Raw genomic sequence first — 7,972 nt, 5'->3', positions numbered from 1 at the left:
ATCGCGCCAACATCATGAAGAAACTCAAGATCGGGAATATGACCGCGGCGCTGTTGCTGGCCCGCGACGCCGAGGCGCTGGCCGGTCTGTCGCCGCGGCGATAACGGCGGTCAGCGTCACTGCACCGCGCCATGTTGCTGAATGACGTCGGCCAGCCATCCCGGATGGGTGTTGCAGGCCGTCGCGATATGCCTGGCGACATCAACCGGGAGCAGCCGGTTGAACATCAATCCGGCGCAATCGCCCGTCTCCCACCGCACATAGGCCGGCAAGGGACGAAGGTCGCCCATCGTCAGAAACAAGGCGGTGCCCACCCCCAGCGGCTGCTGGATTCGCACCATCGCACCGCCGGCGGACAGGTTGACGAGCAGGATCGCGCGGCGATCGTGAGCGATCGTCAGTTCCCCCGGCATCGCGATATGCGCGCGGCTGGGGCGCGGCTGGATCACGCGCATCGTCGACGACGTCAGCTTAAGCAGCATTTCGCTGGTGATGGGCATCAGGAACTGAACGCCCCAGACCTCGTCCTTCGCCCAGCGCAGTACAGCGGCGATCGGTGTGCCGCCGCGGGGCGTCACCACCAATTGCTGCCCGAAGCACGGGCGACCGCCGCCGGTCGGACCGTCGAGCCGCACCTTGGCGCCTGCGGTCGTAACGTCGAGGATGGTGCAACAGAACATCGACCCGCCGAAATCGAGCACGGCGGGCAGGTGGGTCGGCAGGCGGGCCTCGCCGCGAGCTTCGATCGTGGCGGCGGCATCCGCTTGGGCTTGGCGACGTTTAAAGAGCGGCATCGACGACGAACTCCTGGGGAGGGTACCTGCTCGCATCGTCGAAGACGGTCAGGTCGATCGGTTGAAGGAACTGCGCCCCAGTCAGCGATTGACGCGACCAGCGGACGACGCAGTCAAGGGTGAGGCGCGGTAGCTGCACTGAAAGGCGCTGGCCGGGCGAGGGCGTCATCACCGCCTCCAGCAACAGTCCAGTAACCGATACATTGCGGATGATCGCGGGGCGTTGCAGATCGTCCATAATGACGTGGGCACGACGACAGACGGTGAAGCGTTGCGCGCGAGGCAGGACGTCGGCCTTGCGCGTAGACAGCAGATTCGGCGGCAGCGCCTGCGCGAAATACACGCCGATGCGCTGATCAACCTTCCAGCGGATTTGACCGATGCGGCGTTCGCCATTGTCGAAGACGAAGGTGTAATTGCGTTGCTCAAGCGTTTGGGCCTCGCAAAGCCCCGATAGGCCATGATCCGAGGCGTTGTGGACGGTGATGCGGTGAAGCCGGATGCCATCGTCGATCATGACAAAGCGCTCAGGTGAAACCGGCCGCCTCTGATCACGCCGTCGCTGTGTCACCTGGGATGGCTGTGCGGTCGAGACATCCACTGCTCGGTTCCCCATTTGGTTTGCCTTGACCAAACGTATCGTCGCGAAGCTTCAAGAACCGCGAATGGGGATATAGGCATAACTACCACATACGTGGGTATTATGCTGAGGGATTACCTAGTAGCAGCGTCGATCGAGGCATCATGGCGAGCAGGTGCCGAAGGGTCAAAGCCTTACGCCGCGGAAACCTGCGCGTCTGCCGGACCCTCGGCACGGACGATATAGTCGAGCAGCGGCGCGGCATCGCCGTGAAAGACCGGCCCGGCATTGCAGCAACTTAGCCGATTGTCGCGATCGATCCGCCATTGTCGTGCCGGCCGCCCGGGCTCGAAGCCGGTTTCTCCGGCAGGCAGGGGCGCGGCTCGGTCGATCATCTCGCTGCATTCGCTGTCGAGGCGGCTCCGGATCCGCTTGTCGACGGCGATGTCACTCAGCGGGAAGCGGCTCCACGCCCCGGGCAAATCGTCCTCCACCATGAAACTGTCGCCGGTGATCGCAACGCCCAGCGCGCTGATCGCGGCAAGGTCGGCCGCCAGCGTGGACGGCGCGACGCGGCTGGTGCCACGCTCGATCCGGATCGACAGGCGCCGCGGCTCGAGCCCGGTTTCGCGCAACGCCAGTGCGATCATGCCCGGAACGTCGCTGCTCAGCATCTGTCGTGGGAAGATGGGCACGGACACGGTGATGCCCGGCAAGGTAAGCGCCAGGCGGCACGCCTCGCGGGTCGTCCAGTCGCCCAGCGGCACGATCAGGCCGCTCTGCTCCGCGACGCGCAGGAAACGGTCCTGGTCGAGCTCACCCAGCGTCGCATGATGCCAGTGCGGCTCCACCGCGATCATGTTGACCGCCTGATCAGGGCCGGTGTGCCAGGGAGTGCAGGCAAGTGTGAACTGCTTCGCCTTGACCGCGATCCGCATCTCATGGGCAAGATGCCGTTCCGCTTCCGCCGATGCCTCGGAATGCTCGCCGTAGAAGCTGACGGTGCCGCGCTGGCTACCCTTCGAACGATAGAGCGCCACGTCGGCGAAGCGGAACAGCTCATCCTCGTCCAGCGTGTCGCCCGGGGTCAAGGCGACGCCGATCGACAGACCAACTTCCAGCACGCGGTCGCGATAGGGTATCGGGCGGGACACCGCCTCGATCAGCCGCCCGGCAAGTGCTGCCACGTCGTCGCGCGACACACTGGGGGAGGCGACGATGAACTCGTCGCCGCCGATCCGCGCGACGATCTGTGTCTCGGATATCTGTTCGCGCAGCCGCTGTGCGACGGTCTTCAACACATGATCGCCCGCTTCATGGCCGAATGTGTCGTTGATCGGCTTGAAATGGTCCAGGTCGAGATACAGCAGCGCCAGTTCGCTGTCGGTGACGGACAGCTTGTCTCGCAGGAAGCGGCGAAGCCCAAGCCGGTTCGGCAGGCCGGTTGCCGCATCGTGCTGTACCTCGCGCTGCGCGCGCGTCAGGTCGGCGGCGCGGCCGACGTCAGCGGTGATGTCGGTGGCGATCTCGACCACCTTGAACGGGCGGCCGTTGAGGTCGTAAATGGGATTGTACGACGCCTGGATCCACACGTCCGACCCATTCTTGGCGATGCGCCGGAACTTCGAGGACTGGAAGCGTCCCTCTCGTAACGCGATCCACAGCGCCTGATAATCCGGGCTGTCGATCGTGGCGGGATCGACGAAGGTCTTGTGCGGCAGCCCCCGGACCTCCTCCGCACTGTATTGCATCAGCTTCAGGAAGTTCTCGTTGGCATCGATAACCAGTCCGTCGAGGTCGAAGGAGACGACGCACTGCGACTTGTTGATCGCCGCGATCTGGCCTTCGTAGTCGCTCTGACGCAGCCGCTGTTCGGTCACGTCGACGGCGTTCATGACCACCTTGAACGGGCGCCCCTTCATATCGAGGATCGGATTGTACGAGGCCTGAATCCAGATTTCGCTGTCGTCGCGGCCCACCAGCTTGAATTCACCGCCCTTATATTCGCCGATCGACAGGTCGCGCCAGAAATGGTCGTAATCGCCCGCGCGATCTTCCGTGGCCAGGAACATCGTATGATGTCGACCCAGCACCTGCGACAGTCGATAACCGGTCAGTTCCAGAAAATTCTCGTTCGCGTCCAGTATAATGCCCTCGGGTGTGAACGACGCCACCGCCTGTGACTTATGGAGGGCGGCGATCTGCCCCTGATGATCCGCCTGCCGCAGCTTCTCGCGCGTGATTGCCGTCGCATAGTTGACGACCTTGAACGGCTTGCCGTCCTGATCGAGCACCGGGCTGTAGATTGACTGAAACCAGATGTCGCGGCCGTTGCGATCGCTCCGCCGGAATTCACCGCTGCGATATCGCCCAGACGCCAGGTCGCTCCAAAAGATTTCGTATTCCAGGCTGTGGGCATAGGCCGGATCGACGAAGATCCGGTGGTGACGCCCCTCCAGCTCAGCCATCGTATAGCCTACCGTATCAAGGAACAGCTCATTGGCACTCAGGATCGTGCCGTCGAGCGCGTAGGTAGCGACACATTGCGACAGGTGGATCGCGGCGATCTGACCCTTGAAATCGGCTGCGCGCTGCTTCTCGGCGGTGATATCGGTCGCATATTTCACGACCTTCGTGACAGTTCCAGTATGATCGACGATCGGACTGTAGTTGGCGCGCAACCACAGTGACTGGCCGTTCTTGTTGATACGACGGAATTCGCCTGCCGCATGCCGACCGGATCGCAACCCGTTCCAGAACGCGACATAGTCTGCCGACGCGGCTTCGGCCGGGTCGAGAAGCATGTCGTGATGCTGACCGACCAGTTCGGTGAGTGAATAGCCCGTTGCCGCAAGAAAAATCGGATTCACGCTCATGATGAACCCGTCGGGCGTGAAGTGGATGACGCCCTGCGCGGCGTTGATCGCCGTGATTTGGCCGGCTTCGTCGGCCGCCGCGAGCACCCGCTGGGTGGCGTCGCGCAACAGCACCACCACCTCGCGAACCATATTGTCCGCTCCGGCGATCGGCACACAATTGACCTCCGCCCAGAACATCGACCCGTCGCGCCGCGTCAGCGGCAAGTCGCCGGCGAATGGCACGCCATCCGCCGTTACGCGCGCGATGACGGCGCTCAGGCCTTCCCCGCCATGATCCGAATGAAAGATGCTCTTGTTGCGGCCGATCAGATCCCACCCCTCGAAATGGAAAAGTTCGAGCATCCGGTCATTGATCCGCAGCACCACGCCTTCGCGATCGAACGCCACTCGGCCGAGCAGGCGCTCGATGATGTCCGTCTCTTCCGGCGTCGGCGAGGGTTCGATAGCGGAATGAAGCACGACTGGACGTCCTGTAAGAAACGGTAGGACGGGATACCGCGGCAAGGGTAAATGATTTACTGAGATCAGCGTCTTCGGGAAAATGATCGACGCGCCAACCTACTGATATGTCGGCAATACGGTGTGATTACCGGGCGGGAAGCCGATCCGCCGGTGGCATCACCGGGGCGGCTGCCCCGGAGCGGCGCGCACAGGCGGTGTGAGGTCGGTCAAGGGCAGGCGTTTGGGCGCTACGCCGCCGGTTCGACGGACGTCGCGACACGCTCGATCGGTGGTCGCGCGCGATTGTCGAGCGCCAGCAGGGTCGCGGCCAGCTCTTCGCTGCGGAACGGCTTGTGAAGCCGCGCCATGTCCGGATCGATCCCGCTCGTTTCGGCATAGCCCGACGCGATCAGCGCCTTCAGCTCGGGCAATTCGTCGCCGAGCAGACGCACGAGCTGTGCGCCGGTCATCCCGGGCATCAAGTGATCGGTGATCAGGTAGGTCGGCCGCAACCCGGCACGGACCAGGTCAAGCGCTTCGGGGGCCGAGCACGCCTCGATCACGTCATACCCAAGGTCGGTGAGCATGTCGGCGGTGCTGAGCCGCACCAGTTCCTCGTCGTCGACCAGCAGCACGCTACCCGCGCCGCGAGCATGCGGCGGGCCATGTACCGGCAGGTTCGGAGCGGCGGCGGGCACGTCGCTGAGCGGCAGCCACAGCGTGACGCGCGTGCCTTGGCCGGCATGGCTGTCGATCGTCAATCCGCCGCCGAGCTGCGCGGCGAGCCCGTGGACCATCGACAGCCCGAGCCCGGTGCCCTTGCCGACCCCCTTGGTCGAAAAGAACGGCTCGATCGCGCGCTGGCGTGTCGCCTCGTCCATGCCGACGCCGGTATCGGCGACCGCCAGCCTGATGTAATGGCCGGGCGCGATCTCCGCCGCGGCCGGGGGCCCGACATCGCATGTGGAGGCGGAGATGGTCAGCGTGCCGCCATCGGGCATCGCGTCGCGTGCGTTGACCGCGAGATTGAGCAACGCCATTTCGAGCTGATTGGCATCGGCCAGCGCGAGCGGCAGATGGCGCTCCACCTCCACCTTCACGGCGATCGTCGAACCCACCGTGGAGCCAATCAGGTCGGCCATGCCCCCGACAAGCTGTTCCAGATCGATCGCGGTTGATTGCAGCGGCTGGCGCCGCGCGAACGCGAGCAGGCGCTGGACGAGCGTCTTTGCCCGTTCCGCCGATTGCAGCGCACCGTCGATCAGGCGCCGTTCGCGTTCGCTGCCCAGCCCCTTGCGCATCAGCATATCGAGCGAGCCGATGATCGGGGTCAGCAGATTGTTGAAATCATGCGCCACCCCGCCGGTGAGGCTGCCCATCGCCTCGACTTTCTGGCTCTGCCGGAGGGCTTCCTGCGCGGCTTCCAGTTCGGCCTGCGCCGCCGCGGTGGCGGATACGTCGTTCGCCTGATGAAAAGCGCCGATCACACGCCCCGCATCGTCGCGCAGCGGCGTATAGGTGATTTCCCAGGCTGGCGTGCCGAATTCGGGGCGGCCGAATGCCGCCGTCGCGGTAAAGCTTTCCCCGGTCAGCGCACGGCTCATCAGCGCCCGCATTGTGGTGCGCTGTTCGGCGATGAACAAATCCGGGAAGACGTCGCCGATCCGCGTCTCGAACCCCTGGACACGCTGGAACTCGCTTTGATGCGCACGATTGAAGGCGATCAGGCGATAGTCGGTATCGAATGCGCAGATCGGCGAGGAAGTCGCCTCCACGATCTCATGATATTGCCGCAGTTCAGCGGTCCGTTCGACCACCTGCTGCTCCAGCGTGGTCCGCAATTCGCGCAGCGCCATTTCAGCGCGGGCGCGCTCGATCGCGACCTTCACGCGCTCCCCGACCTGCTGGATAAGCTCCTGTTCGGCGGGGGTCCATGCCCGCGCGGTGGCATTCTGCACCGCCAGCAGCCCGACCCATTCCTCCTCCTGGAACAGGACGACATCGATGAACGCGCCCACCTGCCGCTCCTGCAGGCCCGTGCGGGCGCCTTCGCTCAATCGCTCGTCGCCGGCGACGTCCTCTACCACCACCGGGGCTCCGTCGCGGTAGGCGGCGAGCAGATCGGGTCCGAAGCTTTCGAGCGAATGGCGCCCCTTGATCGATTTCACCCCGCGCACGTAATCGCGCTCGACGGTCATCCAGCCACGATGCGTGATCTCGGCGTAGAAGACGCGGCTCGCGGCCAGTTTCTGCCCCAGCCGCGTCGCGACCAGTTCGATAATCGCGGTCGGCGTACCCAGCGCGCGCATATCGTCGGCCAGCGTCAACAGAAATGCCGACCGCTGCGCCGCGACGGTTCGCTCGGTCGTCTCCTCGACGACACACAGCACGCCGGCGGGCACGTCGTCCGCATCGACGATCGGCGAGTAATCGAGATCAAAACGCGCCGACGATCCGTCGCCCTGGTCGTCAAGGATCAGCGGATGGTCGCGATAACGCAGCGCCTCGCCGGCCATGCAGGTCGTCAGCACATGATCCGCGAGGGCGCTGGCGGCGCGCCCCGCCATGCGGACCGAGCGGCCCAGCCAGTGCGGATGCCGTGCACCAGCGATCGACGCGAAGGCGTCATTGTACAGCACCACGCCATCGTCGCCCCACAGCATCATCATCGGCCCCGGCGCGCGCAGGATCGTCGCCAGCATCGTTCGCAGCGCGACGGGCCAATCATGCGCGTCGCCCAGCGACGTCGCGGACCAGTCGTAACGGCGGATCAGATCGGCACAGCGCGCGGTCGGCGCGACATCATCGGGAAGGTCATGCCCGAACGGCGCTACTTCGAGGGCATGGGCAGTCGCCATAGTGCCAGCTACGATAAAACCGCCTCGTTCGCGAGCCCTAATCAGATATGACGATCGCGTTTCGGCAATCGTCCCGTCGGCGTTCCACACCCGCCGAAGAAGGAAACGCATATTACCACAAACGAAAAGGGGCCGCGATTGCGGCCCCCTTTGCGGCGTGGATCGTCAGATCAGATCTTGTCGCCGAGCGCGCCCTTGACGCTGCCCTTGACGTCCTGGCCGGTGCCCTTGAGCTGCTGCGCTTCGCCTTCGGCCTGCAACTTCTCGTTATCGGTCGCCTTGCCGATGCCTTCCTTGATCGAGCCCACCGCCTTGTTCGCGACGGCGCCGACCTTGTCGGTGAATTCGCCCATGTCTTCCTCCATCATCGTCGTTCGAATGAACATGCCAATAATCGACGAACGTCACTGCTTGTTCCGG

At 64.3% G+C, this 7,972-nt stretch carries 5 protein-coding genes; all 5 read right to left on the bottom strand.

Annotated features, from left to right (window positions below):
• Nucleotides 1–116: 116 nt before the first annotated feature.
• Nucleotides 117–794, bottom strand: a complete 678-nt coding sequence (locus ACFDSW_RS13530) for a PilZ domain-containing protein (RefSeq protein WP_375250808.1) — start codon at nucleotides 792–794, stop codon at nucleotides 117–119.
• Nucleotides 781–1,311 (bottom strand): PilZ domain-containing protein, encoded by a 531-nt coding sequence (locus ACFDSW_RS13525; protein WP_375250807.1) that lies wholly within the window; start codon nucleotides 1,309–1,311, stop codon nucleotides 781–783. The genes ACFDSW_RS13530 and ACFDSW_RS13525 overlap by 14 nt, the downstream gene beginning before the upstream one ends.
• A 257-nt stretch (nucleotides 1,312–1,568) precedes the next feature.
• Complete coding sequence (locus tag ACFDSW_RS13520) at nucleotides 1,569–4,712, bottom strand: PAS domain S-box protein (protein ID WP_375250806.1); 3,144 nt, start codon at nucleotides 4,710–4,712, stop codon at nucleotides 1,569–1,571.
• Between the two features lie 230 nt (nucleotides 4,713–4,942).
• Nucleotides 4,943–7,552, bottom strand: a complete 2,610-nt coding sequence (locus tag ACFDSW_RS13515; RefSeq protein WP_375250805.1) for an ATP-binding protein — start codon at nucleotides 7,550–7,552, stop codon at nucleotides 4,943–4,945.
• A 170-nt stretch (nucleotides 7,553–7,722) separates the two neighbouring features.
• On the bottom strand, nucleotides 7,723–7,905 hold the full coding sequence (locus tag ACFDSW_RS13510; protein WP_375250804.1) for a CsbD family protein: 183 nt from the start codon (nucleotides 7,903–7,905) through the stop codon (nucleotides 7,723–7,725).
• Nucleotides 7,906–7,972 lie beyond the last annotated feature (67 nt).

Origin of the sequence: Sphingomonas sp. (genome assembly GCF_042091075.1) — a bacterium.
In the GTDB taxonomy this organism is placed as follows: Bacteria; Pseudomonadota; Alphaproteobacteria; order Sphingomonadales; family Sphingomonadaceae; genus Sphingomonas.
The sequence above is the reverse complement of the archived record's forward strand: the minus strand, read 5'-3'. Positions and strand labels throughout refer to the sequence as shown.

Excerpts from the sequence above, each read along its gene's own strand:
- ACFDSW_RS13530 (WP_375250808.1), bottom strand. The coding sequence starts at position 794 with ATGCCGCTCTTTAAACGTCGCCAAGCCCAAGCGGATGCCGCCGCCACG.
- ACFDSW_RS13525 (WP_375250807.1), bottom strand. The coding sequence starts at position 1,311 with ATGATCGACGATGGCATCCGGCTTCACCGCATCACCGTCCACAACGCC.
- ACFDSW_RS13515 (WP_375250805.1), bottom strand. The coding sequence starts at position 7,552 with ATGGCGACTGCCCATGCCCTCGAAGTAGCGCCGTTCGGGCATGACCTT.
- ACFDSW_RS13510 (WP_375250804.1), bottom strand. The coding sequence starts at position 7,905 with ATGGGCGAATTCACCGACAAGGTCGGCGCCGTCGCGAACAAGGCGGTG.